The sequence below is a fragment of the Mycobacteroides immunogenum genome, assembly GCF_001605725.1.
GTDB lineage: Bacteria > Actinomycetota > Actinomycetes > Mycobacteriales > Mycobacteriaceae > Mycobacterium > Mycobacterium immunogenum.
The window spans coordinates 4,272,509-4,296,053 of sequence record NZ_CP011530.1; the positions used below are offsets into that span (position 1 = coordinate 4,272,509).

The 23,545-nt window shown below is 65.7% G+C and carries 20 protein-coding genes; 10 read left to right on the plus strand and 10 right to left on the minus strand.

The features are described from left to right. The first annotated feature begins 49 nt into the window (after positions 1-49). Complete coding sequence (locus tag ABG82_RS21195; protein ID WP_043076520.1) at positions 50-1,087, plus strand: LLM class F420-dependent oxidoreductase; 1,038 nt, start codon at positions 50-52, stop codon at positions 1,085-1,087. 60 nt (positions 1,088-1,147) lie between these two features. After that, positions 1,148-2,662, plus strand: coding sequence for an alkaline phosphatase D family protein (locus ABG82_RS21200; RefSeq protein WP_043076519.1), 1,515 nt, complete (start codon positions 1,148-1,150; stop codon positions 2,660-2,662). On the opposite strand, the gene glmM is transcribed toward ABG82_RS21200, so the two are convergent. The 7 genes from glmM to ABG82_RS21235 form a co-directional block, all read right to left on the minus strand. Beyond that, on the minus strand, positions 2,659-3,975 hold the full coding sequence (gene glmM / locus ABG82_RS21205) for a phosphoglucosamine mutase (protein WP_043076518.1): 1,317 nt from the start codon (positions 3,973-3,975) through the stop codon (positions 2,659-2,661). The genes ABG82_RS21200 and glmM overlap by 4 nt on opposite strands. A gap of 93 nt (positions 3,976-4,068) precedes the next feature. Then, a complete protein-coding gene (gene rpsI / locus ABG82_RS21210) occupies positions 4,069-4,590 on the minus strand; it encodes a 30S ribosomal protein S9 (protein ID WP_052510930.1) in 522 nt (173 codons plus the stop codon). Then, entirely contained in the window at positions 4,587-5,030 is a 444-nt protein-coding gene (gene rplM, locus ABG82_RS21215; protein WP_043076517.1) for a 50S ribosomal protein L13, read from the minus strand. The genes rpsI and rplM overlap by 4 nt, the downstream gene beginning before the upstream one ends. 288 nt (positions 5,031-5,318) lie before the next feature. Then, positions 5,319-5,609 carry a WXG100 family type VII secretion target gene (locus tag ABG82_RS21220; RefSeq protein ID WP_043076516.1) on the minus strand — a complete coding sequence of 97 codons (291 nt, stop codon included), beginning with the start codon at positions 5,607-5,609 and terminating at the stop codon, positions 5,319-5,321. A gap of 39 nt (positions 5,610-5,648) precedes the next feature. Further along, on the minus strand, positions 5,649-5,948 hold the full coding sequence (locus ABG82_RS21225) for a WXG100 family type VII secretion target (RefSeq protein ID WP_078343715.1): 300 nt from the start codon (positions 5,946-5,948) through the stop codon (positions 5,649-5,651). Between the two features lie 144 nt (positions 5,949-6,092). Continuing rightward, on the minus strand, positions 6,093-7,472 hold the full coding sequence (locus ABG82_RS21230; protein ID WP_043076514.1) for a type VII secretion-associated protein: 1,380 nt from the start codon (positions 7,470-7,472) through the stop codon (positions 6,093-6,095). Beyond that, complete coding sequence (locus ABG82_RS21235) at positions 7,469-11,455, minus strand: type VII secretion protein EccC (RefSeq protein ID WP_043076513.1); 3,987 nt, start codon at positions 11,453-11,455, stop codon at positions 7,469-7,471. Before ABG82_RS21235 ends, ABG82_RS21230 begins: the two co-directional genes overlap by 4 nt. Positions 11,456-11,723: 268 nt before the next feature. On the opposite strand from ABG82_RS21235, the gene eccD reads away from it, so the two are divergent. Further along, on the plus strand, positions 11,724-13,259 hold the full coding sequence (gene eccD, locus ABG82_RS21240; RefSeq protein ID WP_043076512.1) for a type VII secretion integral membrane protein EccD: 1,536 nt from the start codon (positions 11,724-11,726) through the stop codon (positions 13,257-13,259). After that, on the plus strand, positions 13,256-14,695 hold the full coding sequence (gene mycP, locus ABG82_RS21245; protein WP_043076511.1) for a type VII secretion-associated serine protease mycosin: 1,440 nt from the start codon (positions 13,256-13,258) through the stop codon (positions 14,693-14,695). Before eccD ends, mycP begins: the two co-directional genes overlap by 4 nt. Before the next feature lie 14 nt (positions 14,696-14,709). On the opposite strand, the gene eccB is transcribed toward mycP, so the two are convergent. Continuing rightward, positions 14,710-16,191: a type VII secretion protein EccB gene (gene eccB / locus ABG82_RS21250; protein WP_043076510.1), complete on the minus strand. Its 1,482-nt coding sequence runs from the start codon at positions 16,189-16,191 to the stop codon at positions 14,710-14,712. A gap of 219 nt (positions 16,192-16,410) precedes the next feature. On the opposite strand from eccB, the gene eccE reads away from it, so the two are divergent. Beyond that, on the plus strand, positions 16,411-18,045 hold the full coding sequence (gene eccE, locus ABG82_RS21255) for a type VII secretion protein EccE (protein ID WP_043076509.1): 1,635 nt from the start codon (positions 16,411-16,413) through the stop codon (positions 18,043-18,045). Positions 18,046-18,055: 10 nt separating this feature from the next. On the opposite strand, the gene ABG82_RS21260 is transcribed toward eccE, so the two are convergent. Then, a complete protein-coding gene (locus tag ABG82_RS21260; RefSeq protein ID WP_043076508.1) occupies positions 18,056-18,610 on the minus strand; it encodes a CGNR zinc finger domain-containing protein in 555 nt (184 codons plus the stop codon). 72 nt (positions 18,611-18,682) lie between these two features. Here ABG82_RS21260 and ABG82_RS21265 point away from each other — a divergent pair, with 72 nt between their 5' ends. The 5 genes from ABG82_RS21265 (at position 18,683) to ABG82_RS21285 (ending at position 22,826) form a co-directional block, all read left to right on the plus strand. After that, entirely contained in the window at positions 18,683-19,735 is a 1,053-nt protein-coding gene (locus tag ABG82_RS21265; protein ID WP_043076507.1) for an EamA family transporter, read from the plus strand. Position 19,736: 1 nt separating this feature from the next. Continuing rightward, positions 19,737-20,387 (plus strand): cutinase family protein, encoded by a 651-nt coding sequence (locus tag ABG82_RS21270; RefSeq protein ID WP_043076506.1) that lies wholly within the window; start codon positions 19,737-19,739, stop codon positions 20,385-20,387. A gap of 10 nt (positions 20,388-20,397) precedes the next feature. Further along, on the plus strand, positions 20,398-21,387 hold the full coding sequence (locus ABG82_RS21275) for an alpha/beta fold hydrolase (RefSeq protein WP_043076505.1): 990 nt from the start codon (positions 20,398-20,400) through the stop codon (positions 21,385-21,387). Positions 21,388-21,519: 132 nt separating this feature from the next. Next, positions 21,520-22,071, plus strand: a complete 552-nt coding sequence (locus ABG82_RS21280) for a cutinase family protein (protein WP_043076504.1) — start codon at positions 21,520-21,522, stop codon at positions 22,069-22,071. A gap of 41 nt (positions 22,072-22,112) precedes the next feature. Continuing rightward, entirely contained in the window at positions 22,113-22,826 is a 714-nt protein-coding gene (locus tag ABG82_RS21285) for a cutinase family protein (protein ID WP_043076503.1), read from the plus strand. Between the two features lie 14 nt (positions 22,827-22,840). Here the strand turns inward: ABG82_RS21285 and ABG82_RS21290 are convergent, their stop codons facing one another. Beyond that, entirely contained in the window at positions 22,841-23,545 is a 705-nt protein-coding gene (locus tag ABG82_RS21290) for a hypothetical protein (RefSeq protein WP_043076502.1), read from the minus strand.

Below are 23,545 nucleotides of genomic sequence, written 5' to 3' on the forward strand. Positions count from 1 at the left end.
GGATCACAGCATCTTCCCGTTCAACTACTTGGTCGGGTAGGGTCGCCGCATGCGCATTGGAACCACGCTGAGCTACGCCGGCGGATTCACCGAAGTGGTCGACGAGCTCGCTGAGCTGGAGAAAGTCGGTCTCGACATCGCTTTCGTCGCCGAGGCCTACTCGTACGACGCGGCGAGCCAGCTCGGCTATCTCGCTGCCAAGACTTCTACCGTAAAGCTCGCGTCGGGCATCTTCCAGCTGTACACGCGCACCCCCACCCTGCTGGCCATGACGGCGGCCGGTCTGGACTACGTCTCGGGCGGCCGGTTCGTTCTCGGTATCGGCGCCTCAGGCCCCCAGGTGATCGAGGGATTCCACGGCGTGAAGTACGACGCGCCACTGGGCCGCACCCGCGAGACCGTTGAGATCTGTCGCAAGGTGTGGCGCCGCGAGCGCCTCGAGTTCGAGGGCAAGTACTTCACGGTGCCGCTTCCCCCTGAGCAGGGCACCGGTCTCGGCAAGGCGCTCAAGCTCATCAACCACCCGGTGCGCGACCGCATCCCGGTACTCATCGCCGCGCTCGGCCCCAAGAACGTGGCCCTCACCGCCGAGATCGCCGAGGGCTGGCAGCCCATCTTCTTCCTGCCCGAGAAGGCCAATGACGTCTGGGGTACGGCCCTGGCCGAGGGCAAGGCCAAGCGCGACCCGTCCTTGGGCGAGCTCGAGGTGTACGCCGGGCCCGCACTCGCGATCGGTGACGACGTGGAGGCGCTGTACGGATTCGTGAAGCCGAGCCTCGCGCTGTACATCGGCGGTATGGGCGCCAAGGGCAAGAACTTCTATCACAACCTTGCGACCGCCTACGGGTTCGGCAAGGAAGCCGACACCATCCAGGAGCTCTACCTGGCCGGCAAGAAGGCCGAGGCCACCGAGGCGGTGCCCGACGAGCTAGTGAAGAACATCTCCCTCATCGGGCCGAAGAGCTTTGTCGCCGAACGGGTCGCCGCGTTCAAGGAGGCCGGGGTGACAACACTCAACGTGGCCCCGCTCGCGGCCGACGCGGCAGGGCGGATCAAGCATGTCGAGGCGCTGCGCGAGCTGCTCTGATTCCCGCGCCGTTCGCTTAGCGTTCGGCGTGTGTTCGCCTGCTGCCCCGAAGGTGGTGGGATGACAGCCATCCCGCGCCGCACGGTGCTGCGCACAGCTCTGTTTGGGCTCGCGGCGGCCCCGGTGGCCGCCTGCGGACCGGCGTTGGTGACAACGCGCCCGAAGCTCACACACGGCGTTGCTAGCGGATTTCCGCGCACCGACGGTGCGGTGATCTGGGCGCGCTCGGACCGGCCTGCCACCATGATCGTCGAAACAGCTGCCACAGAGAGCTTTTCGGATGTTCGGCGCTTCAAGGGCCCCATCCTCACCCCGGACACCGACGGCACCGGCCGGCTGCGTCTGACGGGCCTGCCCGCAGACGCGGAGGTGCACTATCGGGTGACCCTGGACTCGGACGGATCCCTGAGCGAGCCCTTGACCGGCGTCTTCCGGACCGCGCCGGCAGCGGCGCGGAACGTGCGGCTGATCTGGTCCGGTGACGTGGCCGGGCAGGGGTTCGGCATCAACCCCGACCTCGGCGGAATGCGGGTCTTCCGCACCATGGCCGACCGGAACCCCGACTTCTTCCTGCACAGCGGGGACACGGTGTACGCAGACGTGCCGATTCCGCAGACCCTGACCCTGCCCGACGGACGGATCTGGCGCAACGAGGTATCCGAAGCGAAAAGCGCTGTCGCGCAGACCCTCGATCAGTACCGGGGCCAGCACGCATACAACCTCACCGATGCCAACTACCGATACTTCAACGCGCGCGTGCCGCAGTTGGTGCAGTGGGACGACCACGAGGTACTCAACAACTGGTACCCGGGCGAGGTCCTCGACAACGACAAGTACACCGAAAAACGGGTTGATGTCCTCGCCCAGCGTGGCCACCGGGCATTCCATGAATGGCAGCCCCTGGAACCCCTTGAGGCCGTGGACGGCCGTGTATACCAAAGAGTCTCGTACGGACCCCTGCTGGACGTATTCATCCTCGACATGCGCAGTTACAAAGACCCCAACTCCCCCAACCGGCAGCAGCACGGCACCATCCTGGGCGCCCGCCAGACCGAATGGCTCATCGACGCGATGGCCGCCTCCACCGCCGTGTGGAAGGTCGTGGCCAATGACCTGCCGCTGGCGCTCGTGGTTCCCGACGGCAAGACCGACTTCGAGGCCGTCGCCAACGCAGACAATGGACCACCTCTCGGGCGGGAAACCGAACTGGCGCACATCCTCTCGCAACTCAAAGCCCGAAAGGTACGCAACGTAGTGTGGTTGACCGCCGACGTGCACTACACCGCGGCCCACGAGTACTCACCGGCACGTGCCGCCTTCACCGACTTCGATCCGTTCTGGGAGTTCGTCTCCGGCCCGCTCAACGCGGGCGCGGGGAAAGAGTCACCCCTCGACAAAACCTTCGGTCCGCAAGCCGATTTCGTCCATGCGGCGCCGCCGGACAAGCAATCGCCGCTGGACGGCTATCAGCACTTCGGCCAGATCGACATCGACGGGGGCAGCGGCGATCTGACGGTCACGCTATGCGACGCGGCAGGCGCGGCGCTGTACACGCGCACCCTGGCACGCGTTTAGACCGCGCCGACCACCTGGGCCACCCGCTCCGCGAGTCGCTGGGCGGTCGACTGCTCGTCGGCCTCCACCATGACACGAACCAGCTGTTCAGTTCCGGATGGGCGCAACAGGATTCGGCCATTACCGGCAAGCTCGGATTCCACAGCGGCGACCGCGGCCAGCACCTCGGGCGCCTGCGCCACGGTGTGCTTGTTCGAGACAGGCACATTGATGAGCGTTTGCGGCAGGCTGCGCATGGCGGATGCGAGCTCGGCCAACGACTTACCCGTCTGCGCCATGCGCGACATGAGCCGCAGGCCGGTGACGATGCCATCGCCGGTGGTGGCCAGCGAGGGCAGCACGATGTGACCGGATTGCTCACCGCCCAAGGCGAATTGCCCCGCGCGCAACTCCTCCAGCACATACCGGTCGCCGACACCGGTGACCTTGACGTCGATGCCCGCGGCACGCATGGCGATGTGCAGGCCCTGATTACTCATCACCGTGGTGACCAGCGTATTGGCGGTCAGCTCACCGGCTTCGGCCATCGCCGCGGCCAGCACCACCATGATGGCGTCGCCGTCGATGACGTTCCCGTCGGCATCCACCGCGAGGCATCGATCCGCGTCGCCGTCGTGGGCGAGCCCCAGATGCGCGCCGTGGGTGCGGACCGCCTCCTGTAGCGGACCGAGATGCGTTGACCCACAGCCCTCGTTGATGTTGAGACCGTCGGGGTCGGCGTTGATATCGACCACGTGCGCACCTGCCGCCCGGTAGGCCAGCGGCGCGGCATCGGAGGCCGCCCCGTGCGCGCAATCGACCACAACGGTGACGCCGCTCAGTGGGTGGGTGCCGGCGTTCTCGACATGATGCAGGTATCGATCGAGGGCGTCCACGGCGTCGCGCACCCGACCGATACCGCCGCCGGTCGGGCGGATGGAAAGGGCTTCCAGCTGCCCCTCGATGGCCGCCTCGGCGTCATCGTCGAGCTTGTGGCCGCCCGCGCCGAAAATCTTGATTCCATTGTCAGGCATGGGGTTATGCGAGGCCGAGATCATCACGCCGAAGGCCGCGCCGTATGCGCCCGTCAGATACGCCACCGCTGGGGTGGGTAGCACACCGACGCGAAGCACGTCGACACCTTCTGCCGCGATACCCGCGACAACGGCCGCCTCCAACATCTCACCGCTGGCACGCGGATCGCGGCCCACCACGGCAACGGCGTGCGCGCGTCCGAGGGATCGTGCCGCGGCGGCGCCGAGGGACATCGCGAGCTCCGCAGTCAGATCGGAATTCGCGACACCCCGCACGCCGTCAGTGCCAAACAAACCCATGCACTTAACCTCTCACACCCAACTGGGCCCAATAACGCGATTGCGCCGACACACAGGTGTGTGCCGGCGCAATACGCGGACGAACAGAATCGATCAGCGCTTCGAGTACTGAGGCGCCTTACGGGCCTTCTTGAGACCGTACTTCTTGCGCTCGATCGCACGCGGGTCACGAGTCAGGAAGCCGGCCTTCTTCAGCACCGGACGGTCCTCGGGCTCCACGATGATCAAGGCACGGGCGATGGCCAGACGCAGCGCGCCGGCCTGTCCCGAGGGGCCTCCACCGGTCAGGTGGGCGTAGATGTCCACGCTGTCCGCGCGGTTCACCGAGACCAGCGGGGCCTTGATGAGCTGCTGGTGCACCTTGTTCGGGAAGTACTCCTCCAGGCTGCGGCCGTCCAGGTGGAACTTGCCGGTGCCGGGAACGAGACGGACGCGAACAACGGCTTCCTTGCGGCGGCCGACGGTCTGGATGGGCTTGTCGATGATGACAGGTCCACGAGGAGCGGCCTTGACGGTGTCGTCGGCGGACTCCTCAACCACGACCTCGACGACCTCCTGGCCACCGTTGTCCACGATGTTCTCTTCGGGGGTCTGCTCTTCGGCGATATCGGTCACTGAGCCACCTGCTTAATCTCGAACGGGATCGGCTGCTGCGCGGCGTGCGGGTGCTCGGGACCTGCGTACACCTTCAGCTTGCGCTCGATCTGACGGCCGAGCTTGTTCTTGGGCAGCATGCCGATGATTGCCTTCTCCACCGTGCGAGTGGGGAATTTCTCCAGCTGCTCGCCGACGCTGCGCTTGCGCAGACCGCCCGGGAAACCCGAGTGACGGTAGGCGAACTTATCGGTGAGCTTGTTGCCGCTGAGGGCAATCTTCTCCGCGTTGATGATGACGACGAAGTCGCCACCATCGGCATGGGGGGCGTAGGTCGGCTTGTGCTTGCCGCGCAGCAGGGTGGCTGCTTGGACGGCAAGACGGCCGAGCACCACATCCGTGGCGTCGATGACATACCAGCTTGTGGTGATGTCACCCGCCTTCGGGGTGTAGGTAGGCACAATCTTTCCTTGTCTACTCGGGTGGATCCCCAGACGGTGTCAGCCGTTCGGGGCGCTGGTCGTAGCGCGCGGCGGAGGTTGATCTCGGCGACCAGTGGTGACCCGAGCCTCGTGTACATGACGTACCGCACACCAGCGGAGAAGCTTACCGGGACACGTCGCCGCAGGTCAAAACGCGGTCGAGCACCGGCGCTGGAGAACTGGTCCAGCATGCGGACAGAAAAAAACTGTGGGGCCTTGGTGGCTCTCCTCCACCAAGGCCCCACAGAGGCATTTCGCTAGTCCGAACTAGTGGCCCCAGCGGCCCGCGTTGGACTTGTCCGTCTGGTGCATGTCCGAGTTGGCCTGATCCACAACGGAGTTCAGCTGACTCTGGATCTGATGAACCGTGTCCGCCTGCTGGTGCCAAGCCTTCTGAACCTCTTGGTACGCCCCGGCGTCGTCACCCAGGTTGTGGGCCAACGGCGCAACATCGTGCTGAAGATCAGCAAGGGTCTGCGAGTAGTTGTTGGCGATGTTCTTCAGCTGGTCGACCAAGGCGTTGATCTGAGCATGGTCATATGTAATTACGTCACTCATAGCTATTTCCTCCCATTACCTACGTGGATGTATTGGCGCTTAGTTCGCAATTCCGCCGATGGACTGCTGCTGGTTGGCAATTTCCTCCTCGACGTGCTTCCGGTTGCCCTGCATCACTTCGGCAATCTGCGCAAGCGACTGGTTGGTCTTGCGCATCTCGTCGTGCAGCCGGGCTACCGCCTGGTCGAAGGACTGCCGCGCGCCACCCTGCCATACCGAGTGCGGCACGCTCTCGCACTCATTCTGAAGCCGCGTCGTCAGCGTCGAAAGTTCATCATGCCGACCATTGATATCTGACTCGGCCTTAACGATCGCCCCGAGATCTTGCTCCATTGTCATTCGATAACCTCCCTGTTCTCCCCAGGCCCGGCCAGTCACGGGTGTGACGTCCGGTTTCTGGCCGGTTTTGTCCTTACAACTACATACGATGGCCCTACCGTCAGATCGGTTCCATCTTTTTCAAAGTTTTTTTCAGCAATCTGGCTAGCTACTCGACTTTACCGCGTGAACCGTATGAATTGCAAGTTCACAGGCCTGAAGAACGTCGTCATAGCTACCTTTCTTGAACTGGCAGCCAATTCCTATCCGTAGATCGCCATCCAAAAGTACCGCCCAGGCGATGTCATGGCCCTCCCGGACCTCGGTGTAGGTGACCGCCGGCCGCTCCATCTTCTGGTCATCGGCCTTGAAGTCGGTGAACGATCCCGGCGGTTCCTTCTCCATCGCGGCGCGCAGCGTCTCGGCCGTGGCTGCCAGGGTCTCCGTCGGCTTCACCCGCACCTGAGTCATGTGCACGACCGCTTCGGGATCCTCCGGCGATATCACCTCGACCCGAGCGGACCCGGCCCCGCCGGCGGGTATGCGCCGCACCGCCCACTCGGCGGGGACCATGAACTGCACTCTCCCCTCGACCAGCAGCGAGGTAACCATCTCGGGTGCCGCCGGTGCGGGCTGCCGCGCCCGCGTGGATGCCACGGTGAGCACGACACCCGTCACCACGATCGCCGCCGCCACACCGATCGCGACGGCCGGCCACCACCGGGGCAGCCGGGGTGCGGACCTGGCGGGTGCCGCCGGCGTCCATTCGGATGTCCTGGCCACTGCGGGCTCGTCGGCGGCCTGCTCGAGAAAGGCCGACGCACGTGGCGCCTGGCCCATGTCGCGGAACACGAAATCCGCGGCGACCTGCGAAACCCCGGGTGTCAGACCTATCCGGTCAATCGCATCGACAATCGCCTCACCCAGGTACCTATCGGCCGAATCAACGAGAATCGCAGCGATTCCAGGGCGTTCATCGCGGACCACCTGCTCGACGGCACGTGCCACGGCCCGCGCGACCTCGGCCGCGCTCGCGGTCTCCCAGGACCGGTCTTCGAGGTGACGAACCGTCGACGCCGGCTCACCGTCGGAGCCGGGTCCGACGACGGTGACGGCCACCTCACTGGGCGATACCTCGACCACCACCAATGAGCGGCCGGATATGTCGGTACGCACCCCGCGCTCGGCCAGCGCGAAGGCCCGCGACCGCACGGTCAGCGTCGCCGCCATCATCCGCGCGGCACCAGACAGCAGGGTGCGGCGCGCCGGACTCCACGCGGTCGGATGGATCAGCACCATCGAGTCGAGGCGGACCGGCGCGTTCCGGTCGGTGAGCAGTGATTCGAACAGTGCCGCCCACAGCGCGCGGGACGGGACCACCCGACCGGGCAGCAGCGCCATATCGTCGTCGAGCGCGGCGACCGCCGACCGAACATCGGCGCGCCCGGCTTCCCGGAGTCCGTCGTCGGTTCGCGCCCGAACTACCGTTTCGGTCACTTCGATCGCCACCCGCGCCCCTGTCTGCGGGTCGCGATCGAGAATCACTGCGGGTCGCTCCAAGCGACCTGGATCAGCTGTTGACCGCCCGAACGCATGACCAGGGTGCCTCGGCCCGCCGGTTGCTCACTCGGCCGCACCGTACCGATCAGCACGCCCTCGTCCTTACTACCGCTCATCTGCAGACCGATGCAGGAGAGGTCCTTCATGCGCGCCATCATCGGCTCGAACATCGCCCGCGAGGCACCGCTGGTACGCCGCGCGATAACGACATGCAGACCGATGTCTTTCGAGTGCGGTAGGTATTCCGCCAACGGCAGCAGCGGGTTACCGCTCGCCAATGCCACCAAGTCGTAATCGTCGACCAAGATGTAGATCTCCGGACCCGACCACCAGGACCTGTCACGCAATTCCTGTTGCGTGACATCGGGTCCCGGCATGCGCGACTTGAGTAGCTCGATGAGCGCCGGCACCTCGTCGACCAGCGTGTTGCTCGACATCGCGTATTTGGCAAGGTGCTCGGTCTCGACGACACCGAGCAAGGTGCGGCGGTAGTCGACGATGAACAGTTGCACCTGCTGCGGGGTGGTGGTGCGGACAATCTCGCGGCAGATGGTGCGCAACAGACCGGTCTTGCCGCACTCGCTGTCGCCGAAGATCATCATGTGCGGCTGCTCGCCGAATTCCAGGAACATCGGCGCCAACTCGGACTCGTTGATACCCACCAGGATCCGCAGGTTCGGCTGATCGTTCTGCGGTGCCTGCGGCACCAGCGCCGCGTAATCGATCTTGTGCGGCAGCATGCGCACCTGCGGCGCCTCCGCCGAGCTGCGCTGCCGCATGCTCGCGGCCGCCGCGGCGATGGCCTCACCGAGGTCCTGATTCGACGAGACGCTGTCGACACGGGGCAATCCGATGAGCATGTGCCTGCGGTCGCGGGTGATGCCCCGGCCCGGCCTGCCGTCCGGGACAAGCTGCGCCAGCTTGCGATCGAAGTCCGAATCCAGCGGGTCACCCAGGCGAAGCTCGACGCGGGTACCGATCTGGTCCTTCAGGGCCGGCCGGATTTCCGCCCAGCGTGACGCCGTGACCACCGTGTGCACGCCGAAACCGAGACCCTGCGCCGCCAGCGCGGTGACCTGCGGCTCCAGCACCTCGAATTCCTGGCGGACGGTGGACCAGCCGTCGATGATGAAGAACACGTCACCAAACGGATCACTGGCCAGCTGCGGGTCGCCGGCACCCTTGCGCCGCCGGTACTCGGCCATCGAGTCGATGCCGTAGGCACGGAAGGCGTTCTCACGCGACCTGACGATCGTCAACATCTCGGCGAATGTGCGCCGGATCAGATCCGATTCCAGTCGGCTGGCCACCGAACCGACATGTGGCAGCTGAGCCAGCGACGTGAGCGTGCCACCGCCGAAGTCCAGGCAGTAGAACTGCACCTGAGCCGGACTGTGTGTCACCGCGAGCGACGTGACCAGGGTGCGCACGGTCATCGACTTACCGGACTGCGGTGCGCCCACGATGGCGACGTTGCCCGCGGCGGCGGACAGATCCACGATGTACGGGTCGCGCCGCTGCTCGTAAGGCCGGTCCACGATGCCGATCGGGACGGTCAAACTACCGACCGCGTCGAAACCGGCGCGACCGTGCCGGGGAATCAGGTCGCCGAGCGTAGGCGAATCATCCAATGGCGGCAGCCACACCTCGTGCGCCGGATTACCGTGTCCCTCAACACGATCGAGGATCGTGTCGATGACCGACCGTCCGGTGGCCTCGGCCACAGCCGGCGAATCGTCCTCCACCACTTCCGCGGGACGCATCTGCAGCGCCACCGGCGATGCGGTGAAGAGGCGTGGAGCAGCGCCCCCACCCCCGGAGGAGACGGCGCGCCGCGCCGGCCCATAGGGCACGTAGGCCCCGGACACATATGAGGTTTGGAATCGCGTCAACTCGCCCGAGTCATCCTTGAGGTAGCAGGACCCCGGGGTGTTGGGCAGGTGGTAGGCATCCGGAACGCCGATCGCGGCGCGGGATTCGTTGGCGGAGAAGGTCTTCAAGCAGAGTCGATAAGACAGGTGCGACTCCAGACCGCGCAGGCGGCCTTCGTCCAGACGCTGCGAGGCCAGCAGCAGATGCACGTGCAGCGACCGGCCCAGACGGCCGATGGCTACGAACAGTTCCGCGAAATCCGGGTGCTGGCTGAGCAATTCGGAGAACTCGTCGACGATGATGAAGAGTGCGGGCAGCGGGGCCAGAGACGCACCCGCGGCACGGGCACGCTCATACTCGGTGACATTGGCGAAGTTGCCCGCGGCGCGCAGCAGCTCCTGGCGCCGGTTCATCTCGCCTGCGAGCGCGTCCTTCATGCGGGACACCAGGTTTGCCTCTTCGGCGAGGTTGGTGATGATGGCCGCGACGTGCTGCGCCCGGTCCAGGCCGAGGAACGTGGCACCACCCTTGAAGTCGACGAGCACCAGGTTGAGCGCATCCGGCGAATGGGTCGCGATCATGCCGAGCGTCAACGTGCGCAGGAACTCCGACTTACCCGAGCCGGTCGCTCCGATGCAGAGCCCGTGCGGACCCATGCCGTTTTCGGCGGCTTCCTTGATGTCCAGCTCCATCGGCGTGCCGTCGACCGCGATACCGATCGGCACTCGCAGCCGGTCACGACCAACTCTGTTGCGCCACACCACTTCCGGGTTGAGTAGCCCGGGATCGCCGATTCCCACGATGTCGGACCAGCGCGTACTGACCTCGGTCTGGATCTGGACCTCATCGCCGCTGCCGGTCAGCACCCGGTAGGGCGCCAGCCGGCGCGCGCAGGCCATCGCCTCGGTGATGGTGAGGTGATCGGGGTGGGCGAAGACCTCGGACCCCACGTTGCCCTTGGCGCCCAGTCCGCGTTCGGTGAGCTCCAATTGCATGCCGCGCCGGGCCGCCAGCGGATCCACCCTGGTGCCGATCTCGACAAGGGTCACCGAGTCGATGCCGTGATCGACGATCAGGCGCTCGGAACCGATCAACGTGCCGCTGTCGACCACGATGAGGATCTGCGGCCTGTCTGGCGAGGGCTGCGCGGTCCGGGAGAACCGTTCACGCTCGGTGATCAGCGAGGCCAACGACTCCTCGACCTCGCCCAGCGAGTGATACACCAGCCGAGACGTACCGACGCCGTCGAATGAGCTCGGGTGCTGTGCGTGCGGAAGCCATTTGAGCCAGTCCCAATGCGGTGCCGCATGGCGGTTGACCACCGCCGCGACCAGGAATTGGTCGGGCCCGTGGAACATGGCCAGCTGACAGATCATGGCGCGCAACATTCCGCGCGCCACCTCCGGGGAACCGTCGATGGTGACGGCGGCAAAACCCCTCAGATTCAGTGCGATCGGCAACTCCGGAACCAGCGAGTGGGTACGTACGAATCGGCGCAGCGCCACGGAGGCAACCGGCTCCAACTCCTCGACCGGCCCGATCTCGGGCGCCACCAACTGCGCGGCAAGCCGCTGATCGCCGGTGCCGACGCGCACGTGGCAATAGTCGCTATCGCCGGGACGCCGCTCCCACATGCGGCGCCCGCCCGCCAGGGTCCACAGCGCGGCGGGGTCCGGGTTGTTCCACAGCAGCGCCTTGCGCTGAGCCGCACCGGTATCGGTGACGTTCTTGCGCACCACTTCCAGGTACCGCAGGTAATCCTTGCGGTCCTCGTTGATCTCACTGGTCTTGGCGCCCTTGCCCCCGCTGTTGGACACCATGCTGACCATCGAGACCATCATCATGATCGGGAAGAGCATGAACATCGGGCTGCGCATCATGCCGCCGCCCGCACCGCCGCTACCGAAACTGCCCGAGGTGACGAAGAAGGCGATCATGCCGACCATCGCCACCACCATGACCAGCGGCATGATCTTGGCGATGATCGGTGAGGGCACCGGCCGCGGGATCTCCGGCGGTGGCTGCACATTGACCTCGCCACCCGGCACGCGCGGCACGGCAAGCCGAGGCCGCCGAATAAAGATTGTGGTGTTCACTCGGTGCTCACCCCTGGCCCTCCGGTTCCCCCGCGTCGCATCTCGTGGCTATCTGAGTCATCCACGCTACCGCCCAGCCCACGGCGGGCTACAGGATAGGGTCGTTATATCCGGTGCCGCAACGAATTCGCTCATAAGATCGCTGCTACCGCTGTTCATCCGTGCGACGATCGCGCGGATGCGCCGAACCGCTGGCGACCTTCAGTCGCGTTCGGCTAGTGTGCATGCGCAAAGATCAATGACCGTGGGGGCAGGTAGGGGGCACAGCATGACACATGCGCAGTCGGGCGCCGAGCAACGTTCGGCGGTACTCGAACTGTGCCGCGTTTCCGTTCAGGCTGAGCGAACCCAGGTCGACCTGGCGCTGCCGACGAGTGTTCCGCTGGCTCTCTTGGTCGGATCGATCGTCGACATCATCAACCAGCATGTCGGTGTCCCCGAGCTGACCAGCCCGGAGGACGCCGTGGAAACGCATTGGCGTCTGTCCCGGCCCGGTCAGCCACCGCTGCAGATGTCCAGCACCCTCGGGGAGCTTGAGATTCGCGATGGCGACCAGCTGATTCTCACCCGATCCGATGTCGCGGCACCGGATCCGCTGTTCGACGACGTCTTTCTGGCGGTGTCGACCTTCCGTACCGTCTCGGCCCATCCGTGGAGCCGGAACGCGGCCCGCATCCTCGGTGCCTCGGTCTGCGGGCTGTCCGCATTACTGGGTGCCACCGCGCTGCTGCGCGCCGGCGCCACCAACCCCGGTCTGCTGCTTCCTATCATTGCGGTGGCGATAGCGCTGGTGGCGATGACCGCCGCGGTGTTCGCGAACAGGGTCTACGACGATTCGCTCGCCTCGGTGATGCTCAGTCACTGCGCGGTCGGCTTTTCCGCTGTGGCGGGAGCTCTTTTCGTGCCCGGAAAGTACGGCGCTCCCCACGCCATGCTGGCGCTCATGGTGGCGATGGTGGTGGCGATTCTCGCCATGCGAGCCACCGGCACCGGCACCACATCGCTGGTGGCGGTCGCCTCGGCATCATTCCTGGGGTTCGCCGCGGCACTGGGTTACGTGCTGTTCGAGCCGCCGATTTACAGCTTGGGGGCAGTGCTGGGCTCGGTGGGAATCTGCGCGGTGGCGCTGTCGCCGCGTGTGGCGATGGTCTTGGCCCGGCTCCCGCTGCCTCCGGTGCCCACCCAGGGCGCCCCATCTCGTCCCGAACATTCCACCGCGCCGATCGAAGCCATCGAGGGCCTGGACGGGCTTGATACCGAGGGCGACGACGTCGAGGACGCCACGGCACTACCCCCACTCCCCGACCTTCGCGAGAAGGCGCTGCGGGCACATGCCGTGCTAACCGGATTGGTGTGCGGAACCTCCGCGGTCACCGCGGTGGGCGCCGTGCTCGCGGCGCTGTCCTTCTCCGGGGCGGGCGCACATCACCCCACCGGCGCACATCGGTTCAGCGGAGTGGTGCTGGCGGCCTTGATCGCGCTGGCGATGATGCTGCGGGCGCGGTCGCATGCCGACCTGGCGCAGACGGTGGCGATCAACCTCGGCGGCATAGCCATTCCGGTGGCCGTATTCGCGTTCGTCGCTATCGCGTACCCGACGGCAGCGGTCTTCACCACTGTGTTGACCGCCATCGCCGCGGGGTCGGCCATCGCATTGGGCTTCTTGGTATCGGCGCGAAAGTACTCACCCGTGGCACGGCGCACGGTGGAGATCATCGAATACATCGCGCTGTCCCTGATCGTTCCGGTCGCCGTCTGGGTGTGCGGCGTGTACAGCGCCGTGCGGGGATTGAACCTGCCATGAGCCTGGGCGTGGCCCGCCGTATCGCCACCGCTGCAGTCGTTGTGATGTTGGCGATGTCGTCGCAGCTGGCGACGGGCTCGACGCATGTGCTGGCGACAGCGCGCGCCTTCGCGCCGCTGCCCGTCGACCCGAGCATGCTGCCCGGCCCGCGTCCGCCCGCCCCGATCGAGCCGACCGAGCAGAAGGAACTGTGCCGATTCCCCGGCATTGATCCCAAGCGCGACCTCAACAAGGTCCCCACGCAGCAGCGCGGGCTCGATCTGCCGCTGGTCTGGCAGCTGTCCCGTGGTGCCGGCCAGACCGTCGCGGTGATCGACACCGGCGTCGCACGCAGTCCCCGGCTGCCACCGCTCATCCCGGGCGGTGACTACGTCTTCGAGGGCGGCAACGGCACCCAGGACTGCGACGCGCACGGCACGATCGTCGCCGGAATCATCGCGGCGGCACCGGATCCCACCGGGGCCAGCGCTTTCAGCGGTATCGCGCCAGACGTCAGCCTGATCACCATTCGGCAGTCCAGCGCGAAGTTCGCGGTGAAGAACAAGGGCGGCAATGACCGCGACGACCCCTCCAAGATCAGCGGCGTCGGAAACGTGGACACCCTGGCGATGGCGGTACGTACCGCCGCGGACATGGGTGCGACCGTCATCAACATCTCCGAGGTGGCCTGCGCCTCGGCCAAGCAGTTCCTGGATGATCGGCCGCTGGGTGCCGCACTGCAGTACGCCGTGGACGTCAAGAACGTCGTCGTGGTGGTGGCCGCCGGAAACGTCGGCGACGGGCAGTGCAAGAGCCAGAATCCTCCGCCCGATCCGGCCCGGCCCAACACCCCGGATTGGGATTCCGTGCTGGAGACCGTGAGTCCGGCCTGGTACAACGATCTGGTTCTCACCGTCGGTTCGATCGGGCCGGACGGGCAACCCTCCAAGTTCAGCCTCGGCGGCCCCTGGGTCGATGTCTCCGCGCCCGGAGAGGACATCATCTCCCTGGACCCCAACCGCGACGCGCTGACCAACGCCTACATGGGCGACCAGGGCCCGGTGCCCATCCAGGGCACCAGCTTCTCGGCTCCGGTGGTCAGTGGTGTTGTCGCGCTGGTGCGTTCACGATTCCCCCAGCTGAGTGCGCGTGAGGTGATGAGCCGCATCAAGAACACGGCGCATCGCCCGCCCGGCGGCTGGGACCCGTATCTGGGTTTCGGCGTGGTGGACGCGCTCGCCGCGGTCAGCGATGACCTGGGCACCACCAGTGATCTCTCGCGGGCCAATGCCGCCAAGAAACTCGTGCTGCCGCCCGCTCCCCCGCCGCCCGATCCGCGGCCGCGCCGTGTAGCACTCATCGGGATAGCGGTCTGCGCAATGTTTCTCGCCGCCGCGCTGGCGATGTTGGCGCCGGTCCGCAGGCTCCGGCAGAGCCGGGAACACCCCGACGAATAACGCCGGCCCGTCCGTCAGGACGGGGCTTGGGTGGCCGATGTCGACGGGTTGATTGCCAAACCGGTCTTGTCCGGCGGCATTCCGTCATGGACGACCAGTGCGTCTTCCTTACTCAGCCGCGGCCCAGGGGGCAGCAGCCCGATGATCGGCCAGGGAGCCGGCACGGGTTCGACGTTGAGCCCCAAGGCTTTTGCAGCCTCCAGACCACCAATGCCGAAGCGCACGCCGGTGTCGAGAATGAGGTACAGCGACTCCGCGCGACCGGTATCGCCACCCAGACCGGTGGACCGCACGAAGGCACTGCGGGCCGGCGGGATGTACGCCGAGTCGACGTTGGGGCCTTCCTTATCGGCCTGCGCCAGCACCACCGGCACCTGATCGGTCTTCAAGGGCAGCGAGCTACCTATCAACAACTTGGTGGCGGCGTGCTCCTGCGTCTTCTCCTGGCCCGGCTTCCAGCTGCTGCACAGCACCGACTTCTCCGGCACGTCCACGATCTTTCCGGCACGGTCCGGGAAGGTCTGGACCGCAAGCAGATTGAGGCTGGGATGCCCCGCGATCACATCTGGCGCCACGGTGACGATGTCCTGGGCACCCTGGGAATCGGAGAATCGGATCAGGTCGGCGGTGACCTCGTTGATGCGTTGCACGCCGCCCGCGAGCACCACGTAGTACTCGGCGGAGTCCGCCCGGCTCATCTTGATGACGGACCCGACACGAACGCCCGCGGTGGTGATGGGCGAGGCCGCACCGGCGTCCGGGATGGGCGGCGGCGCAATGGCCGGCACCTCGGGGATGGCGTTGAGCACATTCATCGAAATCGGCCGGGCCGTGACGCCCTCCAGCCGCAGCGCGCGGGTGACCGCGGGATTCGTCATGTCGACCGCCGCCCGCTTGCCGTCATACAGCAGGTACATCTGGCTGTTCACGGTCACCAGGGCGTAGCGGTCCTTCGGCATCTCCTCGTTGCCGTTCTCCAAGGTCACCTTGCCTGCGATCACGGTGGTGGTGACGGTGGAGCTGGGCGGGGGTGTCGCGACATCGCACACCGTCCAGACGGTGTCGTCACCAGTCAAGGCGCCGGGAATCGAGGCCGGGGCGCCCGGAATGCCGACCAGCGGCCCACGGCGCGCCTTGGCCAGCTCCGAGTCCTTGACCGGCTTGGGGTTCTCGTTGTTCCCGGAGATCAACCGCGCCGAGGCCAGATTGAGCGCCGGATGCAGCGTGTCCTGGATCCGGACGTAGACCGCACCGGTGTCCTTGCCCATGACGATGGGCTGATCACCCAGCGGCATGTTGGGCCGGAAGAACGCCAGGATCGCGCACCCGGCGACCACGACCGTTGCCAGCACAATGCCGACCACCAGTGAGCTGGACTGCGACCGCATCGGGTCGTGGATCATCCGGACGTCGCGGCGAACCAGTGCGTGCTCCATACGCCGCACCAGGAACCGGTACCCGCTGACCTGCAGCCGGGTTGTCGGTTGTCGCGCCATCGTCCCCCCTCCAGGAAATACTGCGAAACGTGAATCTATGACCTAGCGATGCCTCTAGGCCGGCCCCCAGATCTTGTTAGATCCTACGTACCGGCCACACGGCCATGCAGCCTATTGCAATACTGGGCAACCACGATAGGTTGCGGGTGACGGCCGAAATGACCGGACAGGTCGTGCGGCGATATCCACCGCTGTTACGGCGGCACAGAAGGGGGAAAGGTGACCTCGAGCGGGGCGGCTCCGGAACAGGTACGTCGGGCGACGATGCCGATCCAGATCATGGTGATCTCGCAGTTGCTGGTGCTTGCCGCGGTGCTGGTTTCCTTGCTGTTCGGCTGGCCATGGTGGGCTGCGCTCTTGATCGCGATCGTGTCACTGGCGCTCGTGCTCGGCAGGTGGGGCGGCCAAACCGTCAGGCATTGGGCAGTTACCGGATTCAAGTATCTGACGGGCCGTACCTATCGCAGCTCGGGCAGCATCGCCGACACCGCCAGCGGCCAGGACAGCTGGACGGGCACCCGTTGGGAGAACGGCAAACTCATCACCGTCCTGGAGATCAGCGCGACCCAGCTTCATCCGTCGGTCATCACCCCCGATCACTGCGCCACCGACTCGTTGGTGCCACTGCGCGTGCTCCGGGAGTGCATGCACCAGAACGACATCGAGCTGGAAAGTATCGATGTCATCAGCAACGGTCAGCGCACCTCGCAGGGCACCGTATTGCGGGGCGGCTACGACCGGCTGGTGGGTCCCCTGCCCGCCGTCGCGATCCGCACGGTCTGGGTGGTGCTCAGATTCGACCCGGGCGCAAACGTCGACGCCGTGTTCCGCCGTGGCGGCGGCAGGCGCGGCGCGGAACGATGCGCCGTCATCGCCACGGCACGTGTGCGGCGCGCCCTGGCGACCGCCCACTGCGGCAGCACCATCCTGCAGGCCGGCCAGATCCACCGCATCAGCGCCGAAATGCTGCGCCAGTACGCGGGTGCGCCCATGCATGAGGACTGGAGCGGACTCACGCTGATCGACTCCTACAACGTGGCCATGGGCATCGATCCCTGGTACATCACCGACGCCACCCTGACCGGATTGTGGGCCCGGCCCACGCTGGAAACCAGCGTTACCGTCCGTCTGCGCCCGGCCACCAAGGGCCGCACATCGGTGGGCGCGCTGGTGCGGTGGGCCACCGACGAGCAGCTCCCGGTGCGCCGTTCCACCGGCATGACCTCGCTCAACGGCAGTCAGCGCGACGCGTTCTTCGCTGGACTGCCGGTGGGTGCCATCGGGTTGGAGTACCTGACCCGAAGCATCGAAATGAGCAACGAGGAGCTCGACGGCATTCACCTACCCACATCGGGCTGTGGCCAGTTGATCGGATCTGACATGTCCGGCCGCGCCATCGCGACCCGACTGTCCGGGCAAGGTGTGCACACCGTGGTGGTGCGCGCCGAACTGTATGTGTGCCAGCAGGTGGTGCTGCGGTCGGTCGCGATCGGCGCCCTCGTCGTCGTCTACACCGACCGGCCCCACATGTGGGATGTCATGGTGACCTCGATCGGCGATGCCAATCGCATCCAATTCGCCAGTGGCCCTGGCTTCATCGATCCCCGATGCACCCTGGCGGTGGTGGACGGGATGCAGCCGACCGCGCTGCCCAGTAACTGCACGGCACTGCACATCATCAGCAGTGAGTATGACGCGTTGCCGGCGCGGCCCGACGTCATCATCGATCAGCCCAACGGATACGGCGATCACATTCTGCTGACCGCCGGCGGCGAGACCATCCAGGTCCGCCTGGTCACCGTGAGCGATGAGCTGGCCTACCTGGGCCGGCCCATACAGGCCTTCTCGCAGTAGCACTTTCGCGCTACGGCTCGTCGCGCAGACGCTCCCGATAGGCGGCGACATGCTGCCTGTTGCCGCAGTTTCCGGTATCGCAGAATATGCGAGATCGGTTGCGGGACAGATCAATCAGGACGGCATCGCAGTCCGGTGCGGCGCAGGTCTTCAGCCGCCGCTGCTCCCCGGTGCGCACCAGATCCGCGAACACCATGGCCGTCTCGGCACCCAAACGGTCCGCCAGCGGCGCATCGCTGGGGGCCATATGCAGGTGCCAATCGGGCTCCTCGACATGACGGGTCAGCCATGGAGAGGCATGGGTATCCGCCAGCAAGGCATTGACCTGCCGGACCACGTACTCCTCGTCGTTGATATGCGCCCAGATATCGCCCAGGCGCACCCGCAGCGCCTTGACGGCCGCCAGCTCGGCGTCGTCACCGTCGCGCCTGCCCGTCCAGCCGTATTGATCCAGCAGTACCGGCAGCGCCGACGCGTCCGGGAGTAGCTCCCGGCCATTGCGGCCGGTGTTGATCAGCGCGGCCGCCGACCGCAAGCCCTGCTCCGTGTCATGAGTAAAAAGCATTTGACACCTGTCATCCTTCGCCTATACCGTCATGACCGTATTTGATTTTACTCATGACACGCGGGAGGTGCGGTGAACGACAGGGCCAATTTCCGGGCAGGCGTGATCCTCGCCCTCGTCTCCGCTGCGGCCTTCGGATTTTCCGGCCCCTTCGCCAAGTCGCTGATGGCGGCGGGCTGGTCACTGACGGCCGTGGTCACCGCACGCCTGGCGACCGGCGCCGTGGTCATGGTCGTGTCCGCCTGCATCGTGGCACCCGGATGGTTCTCCGAGGCCCGGCGCCACGCCAAAGTCGTTGTCCTCTACGGAATCATTCCCATCGCCGGTGCCCAGTTCTGCTACTTCGGCGCGGTCCAGCACATGTCAGTCGGAGTGGCGATGCTGCTGGAGTTCCTGAGCCCCATCCTGGTGATCGCCTGGACGTGGCTGATCACGCGGCAACGCCCGCACACCCGGGTACTCGCCGGGGCAACCCTGGCCTTGTTGGGAATGCTGTTGGTGCTCAACATCTTCAGCGGAGCGCGCGTAGAGCCCGCCGGGATCGCCTGGGGCCTGGGCGCAGCAGTATGCGCCGCGTACTACTTCATCTCCTCGCACCGGGCGGGCAGCAAGACCGAAGAGCTGCGACCCATCACACTGACCACCAGCGGGCTTCTGGTAGCGACGGCCACCGTAGTGGGCTTCGGGCTTACCGGGATCATGCCGATGACCTTCTCTACCCACAACGTGCATGTAGCGGGGTGGAACGCACCGGTTTATGTCCCCATCCTGGTTCTCGGAGTGATCACCACCGCGATCGCCTACATCACCGGTATCGCCGCCATCGCCCGGCTCAAGCCGAGTTACGCGTCGTTGATCGCCCTCACCGAAGTGCTGTGCGCGGTCATCGCGGGCTGGGTACTACTCGGCGAAACCATCGCACCCATCCAGTACGCCGGGGCCGCAGTCATTCTCGCGGGACTGGTACTCGCGCATCGGGGCGCGGGCTCCCCCGCGGAGCCCGAATCCAGCACAACTGGATTCACAGCTTCTCTACCTGCAGGATTGAAATCACATGGCGATGACAGCGAATTATCCGTAATCTCAGTGTGTGACGCTACAACCGAATCCACGCCCAGCCAGTAAGTTGCTCACCGCCGCCGCCCGCGCGGCGGTTGTTTCGGTTGCGGCCATCATGCTGACCACGGGGCTGGCTGTCGTCATCCCCGCCACCGCGTCGGCGGCCTGCCCCAACGTCGAGGTTTCCTTCGCACGTGGCCGGAGCCAACCGCCCGGCCTGGGCAACATCGGCGACGCATTCGTCAGCGCACTGCGCAATCGGGTGAAGAACCTCAGTGTCTACGCGGTGCGCTATGACGCCAACACCGATGTCGGCGGGGGCGCCAATGACCTGAGCGCACACCTGCAGGAGACCGCCAACAACTGTCCCGATACCAAGCTCGTCGTCGGCGGCTACTCGTTGGGCGCGGGCGTTGTCGACACCGCGCTGGGAGTGCCCGGACCGGTACAGATCGGCAACCTCTTCTCCTTCGACAACCCGGTACCGCCGGAGGTGGGTGACCACATCCGCGCGATCGTGACGTTCGGCAACATCGTGAATCGCTTTGCCCCCGTTCAGAGTCTGGCCGGTGCGTACGGCGACCGGGTATTGGATCTGTGCAACGACGGCGACCCGGTATGCATGGACGGCAACCAGGACACCTGGAAGTCCCACACCTCGTACCCGGCCGCGCTGATCAATCAGGCCGCCGACTTCGCGGCCGCCAGAGTCAACTAGCCTCGCCCGGGTGACTGCCCCTCAGATCACCCATCGTCAGCTGTCGGTCAATGGAATCGACATGCACGTGGCCGAGCAGGGTCAGGGTCCGGCAGTGGTGCTGTGCCACGGCTTTCCCGGCCTCTGGTACACATGGCGACACCAACTGGCCGCCCTGTCCGCGGCCGGATACCGGGCCATCGCGCCGGATATGCGCGGCTACGGACATACGACCGCACCACGCGATATCACCGCGTACGACCGTGCCTCCACCGTCGGTGATCTGGTCGGCCTGCTGGATGCCCTGGATCTGCGGGACGCGGTGTTCTGCGGGCATGATTTCGGGGCACATCTGGTGTGGGACATGCCCGCCTGGGCCGGGGACAGGGTTCGCGCACTGTTCCAGCTGTCGGTGCCGCGGGCCCGTCGCCTTCCGGTGACACCGAGTGTCGGCTTCAACTACCTTGCCTCTCAGCACTTCACACATCTGGAGTACTTCCAGGAACCCGGCCTGGCCGAATCCGAACTGGACGCGCAGCCAAAGATGTTCCTGGCCACGCTGTTCCATGCTTTGAGCGGAGCCAATCGCTACCTGGACTGCTGGAACCATCCCGCGCGGGTGGAGGGTAAGCGCAATGGATATCTGGACGTTCTGCCGAGCCCCCCTCCCCTGCCGTGGAATTGGCTTTCCGGACACGATCTCGACTACTACGCGGCCGAATTCGCGCGAACGGGATTCACCGGCGGCCTGAACTGGTATCGGGCAGAGGATCTGGTGTGGTCCCAGAACAAGGACCTGCACGACAAGCCCATCGAGGTCCCGGTGGCCTTCCTCGCCGGATCGGCCGACCCGGTGCTGGAGATACTCGGCCGCGACCCGATGGCCGCCATGGCAGACCTCGTGCCGGGCCTGCGATCGACCCAGATCGTGCAGGGAGCCGGGCATTTTGTGCAGATGGAACGCCCCGACGTCGTCAACCGCGCGATGGTCGAGTTCCTCGATTCCCTCGCGCGCGGGTGAGAAGGGCCATACCGCACCGATATGACAACTAGGTTGACGTACCCGTAGCATTTGCCTGTGCTGACGTACTGTGCTGTTTCGCCCGCGAGTCCGGACCTTCGCCGGTGGGGATATCTGGCAGCCACCCTGCTCATGTTCCTGGGCCTAACGGTCGTATCGCAGCCGAGCTACGCGGCCGCCGATCCGTGTGCCGCTGTCGACGTCTCCTTTGCCCGGGGGCGCGACGAACCGGTCGGCCTCGGCCGGGTGGGCGACGCCTTCGTCGGTGCCCTCCAAAACCGGGTCAGCAACATGAACGTCTACCCCGTGAACTACAGCGCGGGCCTACTGTCCACCGGGGAAGGCGCAGATGACTTGCGCGGCCACCTGGTCGATGTCGCAAATTCATGCCCCAACACCAAGTTCGTGATCGGTGGCTACTCGATGGGCGCCACCGTGGTGGACGATGTCGCGGGCAGCCCGCCGCCCGAGGTCGCGGGCCGGATCAGGGGCATCGCAACATTCGGGAACATCGATCGCCGTGGTGGCGGCATGACGGGCCCGCTGGCCGGGCGGTGGATCGACCAGTGCAACCCCGGTGACCCAGTCTGTGACAGCGGCGGCCGCTCGTGGACCGCACACACGACGTACGAGCAGACCAACCTGCCCACACAGTCAGCGTCATTCGTGGCGGGCAAACTCTAAGAAAGCGCACACGGGAACGCGTTGACCCGTAGCATCATGGCGTGACCACGCATCAGCGGGGCACGAGGGTCGGCGTTGTCCTGAGTTACTTTGTTGCCCTGACGGTGCTCGCACTGTCCGCGGTGAATGTTGTCGGACTTGTCTATGCGGCACCTCACGCATCGGCGGATCCGTGTTCGGATGTCGATGTCTCGTTTGCGCGCGGGCGCAAGGAGCCAGTCGGTCTGGGCCGGGTCGGCGACGAATTCGTCGACTCCCTCACGCCACGCATCCAGGCCACCGGCGCATCCATGAACGTCTACCCCGTCAATTACGACGCAGGCATCTTCTCGGCCGGCGGCGGGGCCAACGACCTGAGCAATCACCTGCAATCTGTCGCGGCGAACTGCCCGCGGACCAAGTTCGTCATCGGCGGATACTCGATGGGCGCGGAGGTGATCGACACGATCATCGGTGTCCCGAATGTGGGCATCGGCTTCAACCGGCCACTGCCGCCCGCCGTAGGCGACCGTATATTCGCGATCGCGACATTCGGCAACGCCACCCACCGAACCGGCGGCCCACTGAGTGGCATCGCGGGCGTATACGGTTCGCGGGCAATCGATCTGTGCAACCAGGGAGATCCGATCTGCATGGCCGGGCCGAACAACAGCTGGGACGCTCACACGTCCTATGAACGCACCGGATTACCCGCCGAGGCAGCCGCCTTCGTCGCCTCGAAACTCAACCGGCACGGTGAAAGCGAAGCCGAATAGTTCTCGGGCCGTGCCTAACTCGCGTCGGCGACCTTGTTGATCGCAGCGGTCAGTAGCTGATCGAGTACCGCACGATTTGCGGCGGCGGCCCGCGGCGCACGTATCCGCGTCCACACGGCATGTTCGCCCACACGCGCGTAGGCCAGGTAAGCATCTTGGTTCAGCACGCTGCTCGTTGTCTTCTCTTCAACCACCACCAGCTCGTCCGCCCGAGTCTGCGGACCTTCTACACCCGTGTAGGTCGTCTCCATCGGCATTTTCCCGTCGTTCATCTGCACAGACCGGCACTTTCGGAAGTAGTCAGCCAATCCGCCGATATCCGGGCGCTGCGCTACGACAGCCTCGTTGAAGTACTCACCCTTGCCGTCTTGTCCGACGATCACCCCGAAGCGGGAAATGTCCGCCGGCGCCGAGGCGCCGAACATCGACACCGGACGGCATTCCGCCGGGGAGAACGTCACACCATCCCAGCCTTGCCCAGTCAGTTGCTCGACGATACTGCGCGTCATCTGGTCGTCGGAATCCATCGCCGTAAACCCCGGCGGCAGCTCGGCGGCGGTGAGTACCAAATCCTTTGCGGCCCTTGAGGGTGCGGCTGCCCGCTGTTCGGTTGAACTGATGGTGCTGGGTGGAACATCGGTCTTCGATCCGCCCCCACACCCCGCGACACACATCATGCCCGCCACCGCGGCCACCCCGAGCCTACGCACGTTCGTCAT